General features: G+C 61.2%; 17 protein-coding genes. 7 read left to right on the forward strand and 10 right to left on the reverse strand.

The annotated features are described in order from the left end of the window. The first annotated feature begins 218 nt into the window (after nucleotides 1-218). Complete coding sequence (dacB, locus tag FX984_RS11565) at nucleotides 219-1,679, forward strand: D-alanyl-D-alanine carboxypeptidase/D-alanyl-D-alanine endopeptidase (RefSeq protein ID WP_098478915.1); 1,461 nt, start codon at nucleotides 219-221, stop codon at nucleotides 1,677-1,679. Between the two features lie 9 nt (nucleotides 1,680-1,688). On the opposite strand, the gene FX984_RS11570 is transcribed toward dacB, so the two are convergent. Then, nucleotides 1,689-4,088 (reverse strand): sensor domain-containing diguanylate cyclase, encoded by a 2,400-nt coding sequence (locus FX984_RS11570; RefSeq protein WP_027603699.1) that lies wholly within the window; start codon nucleotides 4,086-4,088, stop codon nucleotides 1,689-1,691. A 141-nt stretch (nucleotides 4,089-4,229) separates the two neighbouring features. Then, on the reverse strand, nucleotides 4,230-6,494 hold the full coding sequence (rlmKL, locus tag FX984_RS11575; protein ID WP_146476747.1) for a bifunctional 23S rRNA (guanine(2069)-N(7))-methyltransferase RlmK/23S rRNA (guanine(2445)-N(2))-methyltransferase RlmL: 2,265 nt from the start codon (nucleotides 6,492-6,494) through the stop codon (nucleotides 4,230-4,232). 531 nt (nucleotides 6,495-7,025) lie between these two features. On the opposite strand from rlmKL, the gene rmf reads away from it, so the two are divergent. Then, nucleotides 7,026-7,241 carry a ribosome modulation factor gene (rmf, locus tag FX984_RS11580; protein ID WP_002553055.1) on the forward strand — a complete coding sequence of 72 codons (216 nt, stop codon included), beginning with the start codon at nucleotides 7,026-7,028 and terminating at the stop codon, nucleotides 7,239-7,241. A 158-nt stretch (nucleotides 7,242-7,399) separates the two neighbouring features. Here rmf and FX984_RS11585 read toward each other — a convergent pair whose 3' ends face one another. The 5 genes from FX984_RS11585 to sctC all read right to left on the reverse strand — a co-directional run bounded on the left by FX984_RS11585 (nucleotide 7,400) and on the right by sctC (nucleotide 11,146). Further along, nucleotides 7,400-8,419 (reverse strand): quinone-dependent dihydroorotate dehydrogenase, encoded by a 1,020-nt coding sequence (locus tag FX984_RS11585; RefSeq protein WP_146476748.1) that lies wholly within the window; start codon nucleotides 8,417-8,419, stop codon nucleotides 7,400-7,402. An 85-nt stretch (nucleotides 8,420-8,504) separates the two neighbouring features. Then, entirely contained in the window at nucleotides 8,505-8,966 is a 462-nt protein-coding gene (locus tag FX984_RS11590; RefSeq protein WP_027603696.1) for a transglycosylase SLT domain-containing protein, read from the reverse strand. Next, nucleotides 8,959-9,357: a winged helix-turn-helix domain-containing protein gene (locus FX984_RS11595; protein WP_027603695.1), complete on the reverse strand. Its 399-nt coding sequence runs from the start codon at nucleotides 9,355-9,357 to the stop codon at nucleotides 8,959-8,961. Before FX984_RS11595 ends, FX984_RS11590 begins: the two co-directional genes overlap by 8 nt. Nucleotides 9,358-9,523: 166 nt before the next feature. Further along, nucleotides 9,524-9,736 (reverse strand): FliM/FliN family flagellar motor switch protein, encoded by a 213-nt coding sequence (locus FX984_RS11600; protein WP_027603693.1) that lies wholly within the window; start codon nucleotides 9,734-9,736, stop codon nucleotides 9,524-9,526. 15 nt (nucleotides 9,737-9,751) lie between these two features. Then, nucleotides 9,752-11,146 (reverse strand): type III secretion system outer membrane ring subunit SctC, encoded by a 1,395-nt coding sequence (sctC, locus tag FX984_RS11605; RefSeq protein WP_146476770.1) that lies wholly within the window; start codon nucleotides 11,144-11,146, stop codon nucleotides 9,752-9,754. A gap of 306 nt (nucleotides 11,147-11,452) precedes the next feature. Here sctC and FX984_RS11610 point away from each other — a divergent pair, with 306 nt between their 5' ends. The 5 genes from FX984_RS11610 to cobA all read left to right on the forward strand — a co-directional run bounded on the left by FX984_RS11610 (nucleotide 11,453) and on the right by cobA (nucleotide 17,149). After that, on the forward strand, nucleotides 11,453-12,679 hold the full coding sequence (locus tag FX984_RS11610; RefSeq protein ID WP_027603691.1) for a CmpA/NrtA family ABC transporter substrate-binding protein: 1,227 nt from the start codon (nucleotides 11,453-11,455) through the stop codon (nucleotides 12,677-12,679). 13 nt (nucleotides 12,680-12,692) lie between these two features. Then, nucleotides 12,693-13,268 carry an ANTAR domain-containing response regulator gene (locus FX984_RS11615; RefSeq protein ID WP_027603690.1) on the forward strand — a complete coding sequence of 192 codons (576 nt, stop codon included), beginning with the start codon at nucleotides 12,693-12,695 and terminating at the stop codon, nucleotides 13,266-13,268. A gap of 229 nt (nucleotides 13,269-13,497) precedes the next feature. After that, the gene (locus FX984_RS11620; protein WP_027603689.1) at nucleotides 13,498-14,709 is read left to right on the forward strand and encodes a nitrate/nitrite transporter; all 1,212 of its coding nucleotides are present in this window, start codon (nucleotides 13,498-13,500) and stop codon (nucleotides 14,707-14,709) included. Beyond that, nucleotides 14,709-16,379, forward strand: a complete 1,671-nt coding sequence (locus tag FX984_RS11625; RefSeq protein ID WP_027603688.1) for a bifunctional protein-serine/threonine kinase/phosphatase — start codon at nucleotides 14,709-14,711, stop codon at nucleotides 16,377-16,379. The genes FX984_RS11620 and FX984_RS11625 overlap by 1 nt, the downstream gene beginning before the upstream one ends. Before the next feature lie 26 nt (nucleotides 16,380-16,405). After that, a complete protein-coding gene (cobA, locus tag FX984_RS11630; protein ID WP_065924776.1) occupies nucleotides 16,406-17,149 on the forward strand; it encodes a uroporphyrinogen-III C-methyltransferase in 744 nt (247 codons plus the stop codon). A gap of 59 nt (nucleotides 17,150-17,208) precedes the next feature. Here cobA and FX984_RS11635 read toward each other — a convergent pair whose 3' ends face one another. The 3 genes from FX984_RS11635 to FX984_RS11645 form a co-directional block, all read right to left on the reverse strand. After that, on the reverse strand, nucleotides 17,209-18,189 hold the full coding sequence (locus FX984_RS11635; RefSeq protein ID WP_027603686.1) for an OmpA family protein: 981 nt from the start codon (nucleotides 18,187-18,189) through the stop codon (nucleotides 17,209-17,211). 107 nt (nucleotides 18,190-18,296) lie between these two features. After that, nucleotides 18,297-18,887 carry an RNA polymerase sigma factor SigX gene (gene sigX, locus FX984_RS11640; RefSeq protein ID WP_010208495.1) on the reverse strand — a complete coding sequence of 197 codons (591 nt, stop codon included), beginning with the start codon at nucleotides 18,885-18,887 and terminating at the stop codon, nucleotides 18,297-18,299. Between the two features lie 87 nt (nucleotides 18,888-18,974). After that, on the reverse strand, nucleotides 18,975-19,799 hold the full coding sequence (locus FX984_RS11645; protein WP_003175519.1) for a mechanosensitive ion channel family protein: 825 nt from the start codon (nucleotides 19,797-19,799) through the stop codon (nucleotides 18,975-18,977). Between the last annotated feature and the right edge of the window lies 1 nt (nucleotide 19,800).

Here is a 19,800-nt window from a genome sequence, read left to right on the forward strand (position 1 = left end):
AATAACGGGCGGCACTTTAGCAGTTTAAGACGACGATTGCCCGACTCTCTGGGACAGGCGGCCGTTTGCTGTTAAAAAAACGCCAATTACCAGCTATCGTTCAGCTACAAGTGCCTTCACCTTGGGGCATAATGCCGACACTTTCATGACCATTGAGGGAATTTTCCTATCTACCCCTCGCCTTTTTCACCCTCCTCAGCAGTAGGGTTTTACTTCTTATGATCAAATCTTTGCGTCCATTGCTACTCGCCAGTTTTCTCCTGCCACTGGCCTTTTCCACCTCCGCTGCCCCGATCAATAACACCCTGCCCCCGAACGTCCAGCAGGCACTCGCCAAAGCCAAGCTGCAAAACACTGCGCTGTCCCTGGTGATGATCCCGCTGAACGGCCCCGGCACCCCCACGGTATTCAACGCCGACGTCTCGGTAAACCCGGCTTCCACCATGAAACTGGTCACCACCTATGCGGCCCTGGAAATGCTCGGCCCCAACCACCAGTGGAAAACCGAGTTCTACACCGACGGCACCCTCAGCGGTGGCGTGTTGCACGGCAACCTGTACCTCAAGGGCGGCGGCGACCCCAAGCTGAACATGGAAAAACTCTGGCTGCTGATGCGCGACCTGCGGGCCAATGGCGTGCAGCAAGTCACCGGTGACCTGGTGCTGGACCGCAGTTTCTTCAACCAGCCGCAGTTGCCGGAATTCAATGATGACGGCAACGACGAGAACAAACCGTTCCTGGTCAAGCCCGACGCCCTGCTGGTCAACCTCAAGGCCCTGCGCTTTGTGACCCGTAACGATTCGGGCCGCGTGCTCGTCTCGGTCGAGCCGCCGATTGCCAGCATCCGCATCGACAACCAGGTCAAGGCCTCCAACGCCAAGCAGTGCACCGGCGACGTACGCTACAACCCGGTCACAGGCGCCGATGGCAGTATGACGGTCACCGTCAGCGGCCAATTGGCCGATGGCTGCAGCTCGCAGACTTATCTGTCGTTGCTGGACCACGCCACCTACACCGCCGGTGCGGTGCGGGCGATCTGGCAGGAACTGGGCGGCACCATCCAGGGCCGCGATATCCAGGCGCCGGTGCCCAAGGATGCCAAGGTCCTGGCCCGCGCCTTTTCGCCGGACCTGGCGGAAATCATCCGTGACATCAACAAATACAGTAACAACACCATGGCCCAGCAGTTGTTCCTGAGCCTGGGCGCGCAGTTTCGCAACGATGCCGACGGCGACGATGCCAAGGCCGCGCAACGTGTGGTGCGCCAGTGGCTGGCGAAAAAAGGCATCACCGCGCCACACCTGGTGATGGAGAACGGTTCGGGCCTGTCCCGTGCCGAGCGGGTCAGCGCCCGCGAAATGGCCGCCATGCTCCAAGCCGCCTGGAAAAGCCCCTACGCTGCGGAATACATCAGCTCGATGCCGATCGCCGGCACCGACGGCACCATGCGTAAACGCCTGAAGACCACGGCCATGCGCGGCGAGGCCCACGTCAAGACCGGTACCTTGAACACCGTGCGCGCCATTGCCGGGTTCAGCCGCGACAACAATGGCAACACCTGGGCGGTGGTGGCGATCCTCAACGATCCGAAGCCGTGGGGCGCGTCGTCGGTGCTGGACCAGGTGCTGCTGGATCTGTACCGCCAGCCAAAACTGGCGGCGGCAGCTCCCGTCCTATAGGAGCGAGCGTCAGGCCCGCGCCCTCTCGGCCTCCACCCGGTCCCTGCCCGCCTGCTTGGCCACGTACACCGCCGAGTCGGCACGCAACAACAGGCCATCAATGCCTTCATCCACCCGCCAGCTGGCCACACCAAAGCTGGCGGTGACGATGCCCACAGGCTCCATCGGCAGGTTACGCAGGGATTGCCACAACTCCATGGCCAGGCCATAAGCCTGCTCGCCATCGGTATTGGGGCACAGCACCATGAATTCCTCGCCCCCCAGGCGGCAGAACACGTCGGTGCGGCGCAGACGCTGACTGATGCGCCTGCACAACTCCTGCAACACCCCGTCGCCAACCGCATGCCCGTGCTGGTCGTTGATACGCTTGAAATGATCGATATCGAGCATGATCACCGACAGCGCCCCACTGGTCCGGTTGAGCCTCGCCATCTCGGCCCTGAGGCGGTCCTGGAAATAGCGACGGTTGTGAATCCCGGTCAGGGAATCTGTGATGGACAGCGCGCGCAGTTCCTCTTCAACCCGCTTCAAGTCGGAAATGTCCGACACATAGCCATGCCACAGCGTACCGCCCCCCGGTAACTCTTCCGGGGTGGCCTCGCCGCGAATCCAGCGCAACCCCCGTTGCGGCAACTGCACCCGGTACTCTTCGCGCCAGTGGCTCAACTGCAGTGCCGACAGGCGAATCGAGGCCCGCACCCGCTCCGCGTCCAGCGGGTGGATTCGATCGAAGACCTTCGTTGCATCCCGCTGCAACGCGCTGACCTCGATTTCATAGATATCGCGCATGCCGTCGCTGGCGTAGATAAAGCGCCAGTTATCCTGGGGTTCCAGGGTGAATTGGAAGATCCCCCCGGGTACGTGGGCACTGAGTTTCTTGAGCAGGCGGTCCCGCGCCGCCAGGGCCTCGTAGGCGCGTTTCTGCTCGGTGACGTCCAGGTAAATCGCGAGGTGACCGATCCACAGACCATGGTCATCCAGCAAGACGGTGGCCAACATATTCACAATCAGCTGACTGCCATCCTGGCGGACCAAGGTCCACTCCCGGGCTTCGTGCAGGTTGTCGGGGCTTTCCACCAGCATCGCCTGGCTCGCCGGGATACGCTTGCCCAAGGTCACGCTCAGGCTCGCGGAACGTGCCTCCAGCTCCAACGCCAAGTGCAGGCTTTCCAGGGTCAGCTTGCCCACCACCTGCTCGGCCTCGTACCCCAGCATCTGCTCGGCACCGGCGTTGAAGGTGTTGATCACGCCGCGCAAGTCAGTGGCAATGATCGCCACTTGTGTAGCGGCGTTGAGTACGCTGCGCAACTGGCCATGGGCACCCCGTAGTTCCTGCTCACGCAAGCGCAACTGCACAGTGCGTTGCTCCACCAGTTTCAACGCACGCTGGCGCTGGCTCACCAGCACATAGAGCAAGGCGCTGAGCAGCAGGCTGAGTAGGCTACCCATGGTCAGGATCGTGGACAGCGAGGAATAGTTGGCCTGCTCGAACACCTTGCTCGGGCGCAGGCTCAGGGCGTACACATGATCGCCCAGGGTCAGGCGACGTGCGCCAGCAAGGTCACTGTTGGCCACGGTATTGCCGGACTCGAAGAGCACGCGCTTTTGCAGGTCTGAGGTGTCGACGATCTGCATCACCAGGTTGTCCCGCTCCGCTTTGGGCAAACCGTCGGCGACCAACTGGCGCATGCTGATCACCGCCATCACGTAACCATATGGCTCATTTGGGGACGGCTCGGACGTGGGCAGGTGACTCACCGGCGCGACCAGTAATACACCCGTGGCATAAGCCGGCTCGACCCCCACCAACTGCATCGGTTGGGACACCGCCAGCTTGCCGCTCTTTTGCGCCCGCTCAAGGGTAGAGCGCCGCAGGGGCTGGGCCAACAGATCAAAACCCAAGGGCGACCCCAGCAGGCTTTGAGTCTGGCTGTAGAGCACCGGAACGTATTCATCACGCTCGGGCGCCGGGGCCAGTTCGCCGGCGCTATTAAGTTCACGGATAACAAAGGGTACCCCACGCAGGCGGGACACCTCTTGTTCAAACTGGCTGCGCTGTTCGCGAAACACACGGGGTGCCCAGGCGTAGGCGCGGGCGCGCAACAGTAACGGCTGGGCAAAGCCGTCGAACTCCTCGCGGGACACAACATCGGAATTGACGAAGAACCGCCGCAGGCTGTTCAGGCGTTGTTCCTGATCCTCGAAGCGTTCCTGCAAGCGGGTGTAACGCTCGTTGACCAGCAACTGAAAGCGCTGGCGAACCTGTTGCTGATAGAGGTCGGAGGCCGCCCAGGCGACGATGGCCGTCAGCGCAAAACCTGCCAATAACACCACCAACGCCACCAGCCAAGCCGACGCCTGTTCACTGATAAAGCCTAGGATTTTCGGGCGAACGGCTTGCAACGGCATAGGCAACACTCACAACGCCAGCGTGCGGGGGGTGTCACTTTGGCTAGGCCTTAAGTTATAGCCATCGGCCCAGGGTTTGACCAGCGTAAAAAAGCCGCAAGCCCGGAATAGTCCAGGCTTGCGGCTTTTTCGTGGCGGCGATCAGCGAGCAGTGATTTTCCACGCCCGGTGGATCTTCGCATTACGCGCAAAATCCGGATCGAGGGTCTTGTCGCTGATTTCCTCGACCGCATAGCGTTCGCTGAGATTGTCCTCCAGCTGGAACTTGCGGAAGTTGTTCGAGAAGTACAGCACGCCACCCGGTGCCAGGCGCGCCATGGCCAGGTCGAGCAACTGCACGTGGTCGCGCTGGACGTCGAAGATACCTTCCATGCGCTTGGAGTTGGAGAAGGTCGGCGGGTCGATGAAGATCATGTCGAACTCATCGCGGCTGGCCTCCAGCCAGGCCATCACATCGCCCTGCTCCAGGCGGTTCTTGTCGGAAAAACCGTTGAGCGAGAAGTTGCGACGTGCCCAGTCCAGGTAGGTCTTGGACAGGTCGACACTGGTGGTGCTACGCGCGCCACCCTTGGCTGCGTGCACACTGGCGGTGGCGGTGTAGCAATACAGGTTGAGGAAACGCTTGCCGGCCGCTTCCTTTTGGATACGCATGCGCATCGGACGGTGGTCGAGGAACAGACCGGTGTCCAGGTAGTCGGTGAGGTTGACCAGCAGCTTCACGCCGCCTTCGCTGACCTCGGTGAACTTGCCCTGGGCACTCTGGCGCTCGTATTGCTTGGTACCGCTCTGGCGCTCGCGACGCTTGACCACCACGCGGCTCTTGTCGATGTTCAGCGCCTGGGGAATGGCCGCCAGGGCGTCGAACATGCGGGCCGAGGCTTTTTCCGGGTCGATGGATTTTGGCGCAGCGTATTCCTGGACGTGGACCCAGTCGTGGTACAGGTCGATGGCCATGGAGTATTCAGGCATATCGGCGTCGTAGACGCGGTAGCAATCCACCCCTTCACGCTTGGCCCACTTGCCCAGCAGCTTGAGGTTCTTTTGCAGGCGGTTGGCGAACATCTGCCCGCCTTCGCTCAGGCGCGCCTGCTCGACCACGGGGGCCGGGGCGGGCTTGATCGGGTTGCCGTTCTTGTTGTACTGGCGTTCCTGCGGCTCGACCGGAGCCTGGTCGTAAACGGCCTGCTCACGTTCGGCCTGGCGCTGTTCCGGGGTACGGCGCTCGCCGGTGACGAACTGATCCGGGTTGACCTTGATCAGCAGCAACTTGCACGGCAATGCGCCGTTCCAGAACGAATACTGCTTGTGGCTGCGGATCCCCATGCGCTTGCCCAGGTCCGGCGCGCCAGTGAACACCGCCGCTTCCCAGCCCATGCAGGCCTGGCGCAGGCGCTCGCCGAGGTTCTGGTAGAGGTACAACAGGCTGGCTTCGTCACCCAAGCGCTCGCCGTAGGGCGGGTTGCAGATCACCAGGCCTTTCTGGTTCTGGTCCGGGCGCGGCTCGAAGGTGCCGACTTCGCCCTGGTACACCTTGATCCAGTGGCTCAGGCCGGCGCGCTCGATGTTGTTGCGGGCGGGCTGGATCAGGCGCGGGTCGGCTTCGTAGCCCCGCACCCACAACGGCGGCTTGTTCATGCCGATCGCCGCGCGTTCAGTGGCTTCGGCGTGGAGTTTTTTCCACAGCGCCGGGACGTGGCCGAGCCAGGTGGTGAAGCCCCACAATTCGCGATTCAGGTTAGGTGCCATGTCGGCGGCGATCATCGCCCCTTCCACCAGGAAGGTGCCCACGCCGCACATCGGGTCAGTCAGCGCGCCGCCTTCGGCAGCAATGCGCGGCCAGCCGGCACGAATCAGGATCGCCGCCGCGAGGTTTTCCTTCAACGGCGCGGCGCCCTGCTGCAGGCGGTAGCCGCGCTGGTGCAGGCTGTGGCCGGACAGGTCGAGGGACAGGATCGCTTCGCCACGGTCCAGGCGCAGGTGGATGCGCAGGTCGGGGTTGATCTTGTCGACGGACGGGCGTTCGCCGGTCGGGGTGCGCAGCTTGTCGACGATCGCATCCTTGACCTTCAGCGCGCCGAAGTGGGTGTTGTCGATGCCTGAGCCGTGACCGCTGAATTCCACCGCCAGGGTACCGTCAGAAACCATGTGATCGGCCCATTCAATATCCAGCACGCCGTGGTAGAGGTCTTCGGCGTCCTTCATTGGGAAGCGCTTGAGCACCAGCAACACACGGTTGGCCAGGCGCGACCAGAGGCACAGGCGGTAGGCGGTTTCCATGTCGGCCATGCCGCGCACGGCCGAGGTGTGCTCGCGGGCTTCCTCAAGGCCAAGCCCGACGGCTTCCTCGATCAGCAGGCCTTCGAGGCCCTTGGGGCAGGTGAGGAAGAGTTCAAAACGGTCCGACATGGGGCATTCCAGGCTTTTCAGCAATAAGTGAACGGGCGACGCATCGCCGGCTCGGTTTTCAATCAAGCACTTTTCTTAAGAGTGCTCGCGTGGCACGAATGTGCCGTTCCACCCCGTCTGACGGGCCTTGGAGCCTTTATTGACGGGGCAGAGAGAGAATTTGACGCAACAAAAAGAAATATTCCGACCCTTCGTCGAATAATAACCGACAGCAACAGAAGGATATTCTCACTAAAGGATTAAACCCATCCTCTTTGCAGGGTGCATCATAGCTGGCTTTGCCCAACAAATGGGGCGAAAAGCCATCCCAGCTTATGGCTATAGCATCGTTATCGTTACGTGCTTATGACAAAACGATCATTGAATCCATGTGACCTATTGGTTAGAACTCAACACAGGTTGGCGCCGCAACGACGCCGACACATAGGCTCGCCACGCCGGCAGCGAGCCCACCAACGGCAGAAAAACTCTGCCCGGCCTCAGACGAGGCCGAAGGATATCAAGACAGTCAACAAGTGAGGGAAACACCCTATGAGAAGACTTAAGCGTGATCCGTTGGAAAGAGCATTTTTACGCGGATATCAATATGGCGTTCATGGCAAATCCCGTGAGCTTTGCCCATTTACTCTACCGTCGGTACGCCAAGCCTGGATCAACGGCTGGCGAGAAGGACGCGGCGACAACTGGGACGGTATGACTGGCACTGCGGGAATCCACAGACTCAACGAACTTCACGCCGTCGGCTAATCAAGGGCATTTAATTCCGACACCACCTCGAATATGTAGCGACTTAACCACGCACGCCCTATCCAGGCGGCGGGCTTCGGCCCAGGGGCTCCTCTTAAGGAGCCCTTTTTATTGGCGGTGTTTTTAATGACCATTCCCCGCCCAGCGTGCATCTACTATCAGCGCAAGGCCGCAATCGCATCCACTGACTGGCGGATCAACGCCGGGCCCTTATAAATAAAACCAGAGTACAACTGCACCAGGCTGGCGCCCGCAGCGATCTTCTCGGCGGCATGCTTGCCTTCGGTAATGCCGCCCACCGCGATGATCGGCAAACGCCCGGCCAGCTCAGCGGCCAGCACCTTGACGATATGGGTGCTCTTGTCACGCACTGGCGCACCCGACAGGCCGCCCGCTTCATCGCCATGGGCCAACCCTTCGACGCCGACACGGCTGAGGGTGGTGTTGGTCGCGATGACCGCATCCATGCCCGCATCCATCAGTGCCTGGGCCACCAGCACGGTTTCTTCGTCACTCATGTCCGGGGCGATCTTGATTGCCAGCGGCACGCGCTTGCCATGGCGCACGGCCAGGTCTTCCTGGCGTTGGCGCAGGGCTTCGAGCAGTTGCTTGAGCGAATCGCCGAACTGCAGGCTGCGCAGGCCCGGGGTGTTGGGCGAGCTGACGTTGACGGTGACATAGCTGGCGTGGGCGTAGACCTTGTCCAGGCAGATCAGGTAGTCATCCACTGCGCGCTCGACCGGCGTGTCGAAGTTCTTGCCGATATTGATGCCGAGGATGCCCTTGTACTTTGCGGCCTCGACACGCGACAGCAGATGATCGACGCCCAGGTTGTTGAACCCCATGCGATTGATGATCGCCTCGGCTTCCGGCAGGCGAAAGATACGCGGCTTTGGGTTACCCGGTTGCGGTCGTGGCGTCACGGTGCCGATCTCCACAAAACCGAAACCCAACTGCGCGAAGCCATCGATGGCCGCACCGTTCTTGTCCAGGCCGGCGGCCAGTCCGACCGGGTTGGGGAAGTCGAGCCCCATCACCGACACCGGCATTTTCGCCGGTGCCTTGCATACCAGGCCATTGAGCCCCAGGCGGCCACCGGCGCCGATCAGGTCCAGGGACAGATCGTGGGAGGTTTCCGGGGAGAGTTTGAACAACAGCTGGCGGGCCAGGGTATACATGGGCGGGCTAGACTCGGATGGCGGCGAAAGGTGGCGGCGATTATAGCGGGGTGGCGGGGTGCACGCGAGGCGCGCCGCCCAAACGTCAGTAGCGTTGCTGTACCAGGGCCTCATAACGTGCCCAGATTTTTTCTGCATAGCGCATGCGCAACGCGTCGCGCTCAGGGCCGGAGCCGGGCCCGACATTGTAGGACCCCACCGCCGTCCAGTTGTAGCCAAAACGCTGGATAAACTCGGCCAGTATGGACGCCCCGACTTCCACCGACAGGCAGGGCTCACTCAACAGCCTTTCCTCGGTGATACCCAGCTTGAGCAGGCGAGGCAAATGGATACTGTTGATCTGCATCAGGCCGATATCCCGTGTGCCGTTACCGTTGGCGTAGTTCATCGCATCCGGGCGAAAATCCGACTCCACGGCGGCGATAGCCTGTAGCAACTCCGGCTCGATATCGTAGCGATGGGCGGTTTCCTCCCAGCAATAGGCCAGTGCCTGATTGCCGCTCGTCACCAGGCCAAGCCACAGCAGCCGGCGCCAGAACTCAGCCATGACTGACTTGGCCACAGGCCGAACACACATGCGGCACGGTATCCATAGGCCCGGGCCCCTGCCGCGCAGCCTTCACAGGGCATGTAAAGCGATACCCGCGACCATAAATGGTCTTGATAAAGCCTTTGTCAGCGCCAAGATGCTTGCGCAGCGAATAAATGCAACGGGTCAGCGACTCCTCGGCGACCTCCCCCTGGGGCCAGGCCAACTCCAGCAAACGATCCTTGGTCATCAGTGCACCGCCAGAGACCAACAACAGCCGCAAAACATGCAGCTCCTTGGGTGGCAACTGGACGTCGCTGCCGTCGCCGGTCAGGCGACCATCGCCATGCAGCGTCCACTGGGAAAAGAGCAGGGACGTCGTCGTCAACTCATCATTCACGACGGCCATATCTACCTCGACATCCGACTACTGACATTGAAGTCCTTATTTTCCAGTACTGGCTCTTGTGCCCACATCACGACTATAAAAAACCACCTTGCAGCCCACGCTAGGAAAAAACCCATACAGCCGACGCTTTTTAGCAACACCCTGTAAGACACTTCACCCACATACGTCAGGCGCTCCCCCATTTATAGACCTCGTGCAACTCAACACCCAACCGATCCTCCAGTTGCACCAACTCGCCCAATGCGAGCAACCGGCCATTAACCCGAACTTCCACGCAGTGGATGATGCCCGGCGACAATGGCAGCACCTTTCCAGCAGCAAAAGCTGCCAGGCGCCTGCGGCTGATCAGTTGTTCCTGTAGAAGAATTTCCAAATGCATGGGTCAACACCTTATTCACGGAGAGCTATCGCGACCCGGGCGTACAAACGCACGTTGCACGCGCTCGTATTGCGCCGCACTCAACGGTGTTGCGCCCACGCCTGTGGCCAACGCCTTCAACTCGCTACCCGCGGCCCGGGCCTGAATCACAAACAGGCGAACCTTGGCCGGGCCGGCTGGAGCGGTGCTGCGTCCCGGCTCATGCGCCTCACGGCTGAACGCTCCCAGCCACAGGCGCTTGCCCTGCGCGACCCTCACCACACTGCTGGCACTCACCCGTCCGACCGCGGTCGGTTTGCCGCGCCGCCCCGCCTGGCTCAATTGTCGACCATCCTCGACATGGAGCAGCATCTCGATCTGGTTCGCTTCGGCAAAACGCGGCAGTACGCTGACCTGGGAGCCGTATTGCACGGGCTTCCAATCAGCATGGTCGGCTCCGGGAGCAGGCAGGTAGAAGGTGTGGTTATCCTGGAACACGGCCGGCACATTCTCCTGGGTGAGAATCACCGGCAACGTCATCACCCTTGCTCGCCGCCGGCGCTCCAGCGTGGCGATTTGCGCCATCACGCGGTTATCGTCCATCGGCTCCAGAATGCGCGTGGCCTGGGCCTTCCCATCCTTGTCCCAGTCAAAACCCAGCTTTTTCAGCTCGTTACGGTCCACATCCACCATCCAGAGCGAGACTTCGATAGAACGCTTGGGCGTGTCCAACTCCGCCACCAGGCGCTCGATGAACCCCAACTGCGCAGGTTTACCCTTGATCAGCAGGCTATTGGTATCCGGGTATGCGATCACCACCAGGTTCTTGTCGGCCAGCGGTCCCTTCTGTTCGGAACCCAACAGGGTTTCGATCGTCGACGCGATTCCCGGCACCGTGACCTTTTCGTCACCCATGGCATAGCCGCGGTCTGCCACGTGGGTGTTGAGTACCTGAACGACAGCAAACGCCTGGTTACCTACTTGTAACTCAGCACGCTCGCGATCCATCAATTGGGCAAGGCGCAAAACGTGGTCGACATAATGAGGTGGGCCGGACACATCGAATGTGCGTGCCCCGCTCACGCGCAGGGGGTAGCGCGTCTCATCAAGCCCCCAACGGCGCATGAGGCCACGAAACCGCTCGACAGATATATGCCTCAGCACCACTGCCGAACGTTTTGCCTCGCTGGCGTTGTAGAGATAGAGCGCCTGGCCATCGCTGTACCAGATCAAGCCGTACTGCAACGCAAGCGTCTCCAGGGCGTGCAGCGGCATAGCGAGGTCAATGACCTCGCTGATGCGTATGCGCGCCACTTCACCGCTCACGACGATGGGCAGGCCCATGGGCACGGACAAGGCGGTAAAGACGGTATGCAGGCTCTCGTCCTGCGCCTGGTAGATTTCGCCCCGGGCACCGGCACTTCCCAGCATCAGCGCGGCAAGCAGCAGCCAGAGACAGGGAGTGGTTACGGAAAAGTGAGCGTACACCTGGGATTTCCTGGGCGGCCTGGCAGTAAGAAGCGGCCATACTGAGAGGCAGCCGAGTTTCAATCTTGATGAAAAGTTGACGGCTGGCGGCGCCCATCGGCCCGTGGCATGTGCCTTGCTACGGACTCTGTATCAAGGCGCGCACCAACGGCGGAGCGGGCTTACGGACAAAGGCGTCGTTACCCGCAATGGCCTTGCATCGCCATCTGAGGGAACGACGCTTTTTTGTGAAAGAAAAGGTAGGTGTTGATGAACGATTCGGTTGGCAACAGCCCGACGAACGACCCGCTGGCCTGGGTCAACGGCAGTGATGCCCCGGAAAAGAGCAGCCTTGACCTGGGCTTCATGGCCTTGAGCGATTGCGCATCCCTGGTGGTGGCGGCGACCCAGGGTTTCGCACAGCCTTATGGCTTGACCCTCAACCTCAAGCGCCAATCTTCATGGGCCAACCTGCGGGACAAACTGGTCAGCGGCGAGCTGGACGCCGCCCACAGCCTGTACGGGCTGGTCTATGCCGTGCACCTGGGCATCGGCGGCGTCGCACCTACCGACATGGCAGTCTTGATGGGGCTGAACCAGAACGGCCAAAGCATCAACCTGTCCCGCAGCCTGCAACAGCAGGGCGTGGTCACTCCTGAGGCGCTGGACCGTCATGTGCACCAAAGCCGAACAAAACTGACTTTCGCCCAGACCTTTCCCACAGGCACTCACGCCATGTGGTTGTACTACTGGCTGGCGAGCCAAGGCATTCATCCGCTACAGGATGTGGACAGCGTCGTGGTACCACCCCCGCAAATGCTCGCGCACCTGCAGGCCGGGCGTATCGATGGCTTTTGCGTCGGCGAGCCCTGGTGCGCCAGTGCCGTCAAGCAAAACCAGGGCTTTACCCTGGCGACCAGCCAGGCGATCTGGCCGAACCATCCGGAAAAGGTGCTCGGCTGCACCCAGGCATTTGTCGACCAGTACCCCAACACCGCCCGCGTGCTGGTGATGGCGATCCTGGAGGCCAGCCGCTTTATCGAGCAAAACACCGAAAACCGTCGCTCCACCGCACAACTGCTCAGTGGCCGCGAGTACCTCGATGCCCCGCTCGACTGCATCGAGCCGCGCTTGCTGGGCGCCTATGACGACGGCCTGGGCAACCAATGGCAGGACCCCCACGCCCTGCGTTTTTTTGCCGATGGCGAGGTCAACCTGCCCTACCTCTGCGATGGCATGTGGTTCATGACCCAGTTTCGACGCTGGGGCCTGCTGCGCGAAGACCCTGACTACCTGGGCGTGGCGCGCCAAGTGCAACAGCTGGCGCTGTATCGTCAGGCCGCCGAGGCACTGGGCCTCGGCGACAACGGCCAGGACATGCGCAGCAGTCAACTGATCGACGGCAAGATCTGGGACGGCTCGGATCCCGCCGGCTACGCGCGCAGCTTCCGCCTGCATGCCATGGCGGACCCTACCAGCCGCCAAGCCTTGCGCTGACAGGAGGATTTCCATGCTGCGAATCCTGTTGATCAACGACACGCCACGCAAAGTCGGCCGCCTGAGGACAGCGCTGATCGAGGCTGGTTTTGAAGTGATCGATGAATCCGGCCTGACCATCGACCTGCCTGCGCGCGTCGAAACGGTGCGCCCGGACGTCATCCTGATCGATACCGAGTCACCGGGCCGCGATGTGATGGAGCAAGTGGTGCTGGTCAGCCGCGACCAGCCCCGGCCCATCGTGATGTTTACCGACGAGCACGACCCCGACGTGATGCGCCAGGCGATCAAGTCGGGGGTCAGCGCCTACATCGTCGAAGGCATTCAGGCGCAGCGCCTGCAACCGATCCTCGACGTGGCCATGGCTCGCTTCGAGAGCGACCAAGCCTTGCGCGCCCAGCTCCAGGCCCGTGACCAGCAGTTGGCCGAGCGCAAGCGCATCGAGTTGGCCAAGGGCATGCTGATGAAAATGAAGGCCTGCAATGAGGAAGAGGCCTACACCCTGATGCGCCGCCAGGCCATGAGCCGCCAGCAGAAACTGATCCAGGTGGCGGAGCAGATCATCGCCATGAGTGAACTGCTCGGCTGAGCACACTACGGCCAGCATGTTGGCGCAGGACTTGCTAAGTAATCACCACAGGTAACCAACGGCGGTTGCCCCTTCACGACAAAGACGTCGCACACCCGGTTTGCCCTTGCGAACCCGGTGGCGGCGTTTTTTTGTTTTGGCCCCGGTAGCACGGGGCCGGTGGGGCGGCCTCAGCCGGCAGCTCCATCACCAGGCCTTCTTACAAGACTCCCAACCGTTGAGGTGCGTGATGAAATCAAGCTTCTGGAAATCCGGGCACACCCCGACCCTGTTTGCCGCGTTCCTGTATTTCGACCTGAGTTTCATGGTCTGGTATTTATTGGGCCCCCTGGCGGTGCAGATTGCCGCCGACCTGCACCTGACCACCCAACAACGCGGCCTGATGGTGGCGACGCCGATCCTGGCCGGCGCGGTGCTGCGTTTCCTGATGGGCATGCTGGCGGACAAGCTGTCGCCCAAGACCGCCGGGCTGATTGGCCAGGTGATTGTGATCGTCGCCTTGTTCAGCGCCTGGAAACTGGGGATTCACAGCTACGAACAAGCCTTGTTGCTGGGACTGTTCCTCGGCATGGCCGGCGCGTCCTTTGCGGTGGCACTGCCGCTGGCGTCCCAATGGTACCCGGCCGAACACCAGGGCAAGGCCATGGGCATCGCCGGTGCGGGTAACTCGGGCACGGTGTTCGCGGCGTTGCTAGCCCCTGTGCTGGCGGCGGCGTTTGGCTGGAGCAATGTGTTCGGCTTTGCGCTGATTCCGCTGATCCTGACGCTGATCGTCTTCGCCTGGCTGGCACGCAATGCACCCGAGCGGCCGAAAGCCAAGTCCATGGCCGATTACTTCAAGGCCCTGGGCGACCGCGACAGCTGGTGGTTCATGTTTTTCTACAGCGTGACCTTCGGCGGTTTTATCGGCCTGGCCAGCGCCCTGCCCGGCTATTTCAACGACCAATACGGCCTGAGCCCCATGACTGCCGGCTACTACACCGCCGCCTGCGTGTTCGGTGGCAGCCTGATGCGCCCACTGGGCGGCGCCCTGGCCGACCGTTTCGGCGGAATCCGCACCCTGCTCGGCATGTACAGTGTCGCGGCAATCTGCATTGCGGCAGTGGGTTTCAACCTGCCCAGCTCCTACGCGGCACTGGCGCTCTTCGTCTGCACCATGCTCGGCCTGGGTGCGGGCAATGGCGCGGTGTTCCAGTTGGTGCCACAGCGTTTCCGGCGTGAGATCGGTGTGATGACCGGCTTGATCGGCATGGCCGGCGGCATCGGCGGTTTCGCCCTGGCCGCGGGCATGGGCGCAATCAAGCAGAGCACCGGCAGCTATCAACTGGCCTTGTGGCTGTTCGCCAGCCTGGGCGTACTGGCCTGGTTCGGCCTGCATGGCGTCAAGCGTCGCTGGAGAACCACCTGGGGTTCGGCCGCAGTGACCGCTGCGCGCGTCTGATGAGCCTGCAACTGAGCGTCGCCCACGCCAGCGCCATCGGCCCACGGGCGGAAAACCAGGATGCGCTGCGGGTCGTCACCCCCGCAGCGGAACTGGCGGCGAGCAAAGGCTACCTGTGCGCCATGGCCGACGGTGTGAGCCAGTGCGCCGACGGCGGCCTGGCCGCACGCTCGACTTTGCAAGCCCTGGCCCTGGATTACTACGCCACGCCGCAAACCTGGGGTGTGGCACAGGCATTGGAGCGCTTGCTGCTGGCGCAAAACCGCTGGTTGCAGGCCAATGGCGGCGGCCAGCCGTTGCTGACCACCCTCAGTGCCCTGGTCTTTCGCGGCCAGCGTTTCACCCTGGCCCATGTCGGTGATTGCCGGGCGTATCGCTGGCTGGACGGTGAGTTGCAGCGCATCAGCGAAGACCATGTGTGGGAGCAACCGGGCATGCAGCACGTGCTCAAGCGTGCCCTCGGCCTGGATCAGCACCTGGTGCTGGATTTTCTCGACGGTCAATTGCGTGAAGGTGAGTGCTTCCTGCTGCTCAGCGACGGCGTCTGGGCCACCCTGGGCGATCACAGCATCAGCGCGATCCTGCGCGAACAAACCGACCTGGACCTGGCGGTCACCACGCTGGTCAATGCCGCACACCTGGCGGGCAGCCAGGACAATGCCAGCGCCTTGCTGGTGCGCGTCGACACACTCGGCGCTGCCACCCTCGGTGACGCCCTGGTGCAATTGCAGCAATGGCCCTTGCCACCGCTGCTGAAATCCGGGCAACGCTTTGAAGGCTGGCAGGTGGACAGCGTGCTGGCGCAAAGCAGGCAGTCGTTGCTGTACCGGGTGCGCGATGCCCAACAGCAACCCTGGCTGCTGAAAACCCTGCCACTGAGCCGCGACGACGACAGCGACGCCGGCCAGGCATTACTGTCGGAAGAGTGGTTTTTGCGACGGGTAGCCGGGCGTGCCTTTCCTGAGGTGCACGCCGCCAGCGGGCGCCAGCATTTGTACTACGTCATGCGGGAATACCCGGGGCAGACCCTGGCCGAGCTGTTCCAGCACCAGGGCCCATTGCCCCTGGCGCAATGGCAGTCCGTCGCCGAGCGTTTGCTGCGCGCAGTCGGCATGCTGCACCGACGGCAGATCCTGCACCGCGACATCAAGCCGGAAAACCTGCTGCTGGGGGATGACGGTGAATTGCGCGTGCTGGATTTCGGCCTGGCCTACTGCCCGGGTCTTTCCGAGGACCGGGCCCACGTACTGCCCGGCACCCCGAGCTTTATCGCGCCCGAAGCGTTCAATGGCGACCGTCCGACAGCCCAGCAGGATTTGTACAGCGTAGGCGTCACCTTGTATTACCTGTTGACCGGGCATTACCCCTACGGGGAAATCGAAGCCTTCCAACGGCCTCGATTTGCCCAGGCTGTCAGCGCCAGCCGCTATCGCCCGGATCTCCCCGATTGGCTCCCCCTGAGCCTGGAGCGCGCCGTGGCTGCCCAGCCGGCGCATCGCTATGAAACCGCCGAGGAATGGCTGCTGGTGCTGGAACAGGCGGACCGCCATGAACTGAGCATCCGCCCCAGGCCCCTGCTGGAGCGCGAGCCGTTGAAGGTCTGGCGCACCTTGGGCCTGGTCTCGATGCTGATCAATCTGATTCTTCTGTATTCACTCTTTCACAACTGACGTCAGCTCTAGACGAGGAAAAACCCATGAACGCAAAAGTCTGGCTGGTGGGCGCGGGCCCTGGCGATCCGGAGCTGTTGACCCTCAAGGCTGTACGGGCCCTGCACGAAGCCGATGTGGTACTGATCGATGACCTGGTCAACCCCGCAGTGCTGGAGCACTGCGCCGAAGCGCGGGTGATCACGGTCGGCAAACGCGGCGGCTGCCGCTCGACCCCGCAGGACTTTATCCACCGCCTGATGCTGCGTTACGCCCGCCAAGGCAAGTGCGTAGTGCGGCTGAAAGGGGGTGACCCGTGCATTTTCGGCCGCGGTGGCGAAGAAGCCGTATGGCTGCGCGAACGCGGCGTCGAGGTAGAGTTGGTCAACGGGATCACCGCCGGGCTGGCGGGGGCAACGAATTGCGCGATTCCACTGACGTTGCGTGGCGTCAGCCGCGGTGTGACCCTGGTCACGGCCCATACCCAGGACGACAGCAGCCTTAATTGGCGCGCGTTGGCCGAGGGCGGGACGACATTGGTGGTGTATATGGGAGTGGCCAAGCTGGAGGAGATTCGCCAGCAATTGCTCGAAGGCGGGATGGCGGCAGATATGCCGGTGGCGATGATCGAAAACGCCTCACTGCCCCAACAGCGCGAATGCCGCAGTGAGCTGTCGCGGATGCATGAAGACGCACAGGCATTTGCCTTGAAGAGCCCGGCGATTCTGGTGATCGGCCATGTTGCGGCCGCCGAGCAGACGGCTTATGTCGCAGCCGCAGTCAGCGCCTGAGGCAAATTCCAGGCGAAAAAAAACCCGGCCGAAGCCGGGTTTTTTCTACATCTCAGTAATTACTGAGCGGTAGCTTCAACCGACGCTTCTACGCGACGGTTAACAGCACGACCAGCTTCAGTTGCGTTGTCAGCAACTGGGCGGGATTCGCCGTAACCTACCGCGGTGATGCGGCTAGGCTGAACGCCATCTTTAACCAGGACTTGCTTAACAGCGTCAGCACGACGCTGGGACAGCTTCTGGTTGTAGGCGTCTGGACCTACGGAGTCAGTGTGACCAGCAACTTCTACGTTGGTAGCTGGGTACTGAGCCATGAAGTCGGCCAGGTTTTTCACGTCGCCGTAGCTGTTAGGCTTAACAACGGCCTTGTCGAAGTCGAACTTAACGTCCAGCTCAACACGAACAACCTGGGCAACTGGAGCTTCTGGCTCTGGAGTTGGCTCTGGAGCTGGTGCTGGGGTAGGAGCTGGAGCAGCTGCGCCAGCGTTACCGCCGAAGTTCACGCCCAGGCCAACCAGTGCGGAGTAGTCCCACTTGCCGTTGTCCAGACCGTAGTCAGCTTCAACACCGGCACGAGCGTACAGGTTGTTGGTGAAGTAGTACTTCACGCCGGTACCAACGGTAGCGAAGGTAGTCTGGTCGCGACCGCTGTGGCCGTCAGCCTGGACGTTGGTACGGCTCTGGTGACCGAAGCCGCCTTCTACGTATGGACGCAGGCTGTCTACGCCAGCTTGACCGAAGTGATACTGGGCAACCAGGCTGCCGGTATCGCCTTTGATCTTCTGGTTACCAGTACCGTCGTTCGAACGGGTGTGGTTGGTCTTGTCGTAGGACAGGTTCAAGGACAGGTCGTCGGTCAGGAAGTAACCGATGCGAGCGCCAGGATTGAAGCCGTCTTCGATGTGCTTGACGCTATCGTTGTACTGCTTCTTGTAGAACAGCTCGCCTTCAACTGCGCCTTGGCCTTGTGCCAGAACGCCGAAAGAAGTAGCGGCAATAAGAGAACCAATGGCCAAGCCCAAGGTGTTTTTCAGTTTCATCCGTTAAATCCCCATCTGGTGATTGTAAAGCAGTCCCACAAACCGGGGGACAACTCGGCGACAAGTCTAACAGAACTTGCCTACACGTAAGAGATATTTGCCACGCACTAAGTTTCAGTCTCGCCCGCAAATTTCTCACGTAATTTATCTAGAGCACGCTTGTAACGCATTTTTGTAGCACTCAAACCCATGTGCATGATGTCAGCGATTTCCTGGAACTCCAGCTCTGCGACAAATCGTAGCACCAGAATTTCCCGGTCAATCGGGTTCACATACACCAGCCAGCGATCGAGTCCGCCCTTTTCCTCGGGTGCCGGCGCCTTTTCTTCAGACGCCTCCTCAAGGGGGTCCAGACTCAAGGCGTCCATCAAGCGACGCTTTCGCCGTTCCTTCCGATACTGCGTGATGCACTCGTTGTAGGTGATGCTGTACAGCCACGTCTTGAACTTCGATTTGCCCTCGAAGTTCTTCAGGCCGTACAGCACCTTGAGCATCACTTCCTGACAGACATCATCCGCATCTCTATCGTTCCCTAAATACCTTGAACAAACGTTGAACAGAGTGCGTTGATATCTGCGCATCAATTCTTCATACGCGCGAGTTACGTGAAACAGCTCCGTGTGCGAGCGCGCGACCAACTCCTCATCAGAGAGCTCACGGGGGTCATAGCGCGTGGACAGCGTTTGGGCTTTATTCAAAACAAGTCGTGCCGACAGTCAGGTCAATGTCCGCTACAGCCCGGTCAGCCGGGCTTGCGGCGGCGTACATTAGCAGGGTTTACCGGGTTAGCGGCTACTGACCTGCTGCTCGAGGAGAATCCGATTGGACAGCGACACCAGGTCGCCGTCATCGGTCAGCACCGTCGTCTTGACTGTGCCGATCTCCTCGATTTGCCCTTCGACCTCGCCCACACGCACCTGTTGCCCAACCTGATACAACTCACGCACATAGATTCCCGCGAGAATCTGGCCGGCAATTTCCCGGCTTCCCAAGCCCATGGCCAGCGCAACGGCCAGACCAACGGTAATCAAAACGATGACGATCACGTGGTTGAGCAGGTCAGTCTTGACCTCCAACTGGCTGATCGCGACCGAAATACTGATGATGATCACCAACCCCTGGGCGATGCGCCCCAGGCCAGCGGCATAATCCAACCCCACCCCTTCAGCGGCGCCGCGCACCAGCCCATTGGCCAGTTGAGCAAGCAAAACGCCTACGAGAAGCACCAGCGCGCCGCCGAAAACCTTCGGTAAATACAGCGCCAGCATGTCGAGCGTAGCTGAAACTCGCTCAAGTCCAAGGGATTGCGCCGCAGAAACCAGAAAAATCAGCAAAACAAACCAATAGACGATCTTGCCGATCAACGTGGAGATCGGCACCTGCAACCCGGCGCGGCCCAGCAGCTTGGTCAGGCCGGTGCCGGCCATCAGGCGGTCAAGGCCCAGTTTCGCGAGCAATTTGGACAGCAGGGTGTCGAGCAGCTTGGCCACGACAAAGCCCAGCAACACCAGGACCAGGGCACCAAACAGGTTGGGGATGAAATTCGCCACCTTGGTCCACAATGCGGTCATCGCGGTGACCAGGCTCTGGGTCCAGAGATCAAGTTCCATA

The organism is Pseudomonas marginalis, from assembly GCF_008692035.1.
Lineage (GTDB): Bacteria > Pseudomonadota > Gammaproteobacteria > Pseudomonadales > Pseudomonadaceae > Aquipseudomonas > Aquipseudomonas marginalis.